The organism is Comamonas sp. CMM03, assembly GCF_019218715.1.
Classification (GTDB): Bacteria; Pseudomonadota; Gammaproteobacteria; order Burkholderiales; family Burkholderiaceae_C; genus Comamonas; species Comamonas terrigena.
In genome coordinates, this window is sequence record NZ_JAHUXB010000017.1 from 1 (window position 1) to 343 (window position 343).

1 rRNA gene is annotated in these 343 nt (G+C 48.7%); it reads right to left on the reverse strand.

Annotated features, from left to right (window positions below):
* Window positions 1–225: 225 nt before the first annotated feature.
* Window positions 226–338, reverse strand: a 5S ribosomal RNA gene (gene rrf, locus KW830_RS21145).
* Window positions 339–343: the final 5 nt, after the last annotated feature.

Genomic DNA, 343 nt, shown 5'->3' on the forward strand with positions numbered 1-343 from the left:
TGGCAATCGCCTTCAAACGCCCACGCTTATCGGCTGTACATTTTTAATGATGCGATTCAAACCAGAACTTCTGTTTTGAATTCAGTCCGCTGCGATCAGCGAAGCCTTGTATTGTAGCACAACTTTCGTCGTGCTTTTGCGCTTTTAACGCTTTCTTTTCTCTTCGATGCACTCAAAGGGAAAAGAAAGCGCCCAGTCGCTCGACTGGGCGCTCTTGCTGTAAGAGCCTGACGATGACCTACTTTCACACGGGAACCCGCACTATCATCGGCGCAAATTCGTTTCACTGTCCTGTTCGGGATGGGAAGGAGTGGTACCAAATCGCTATGGTCATCAGGCATAA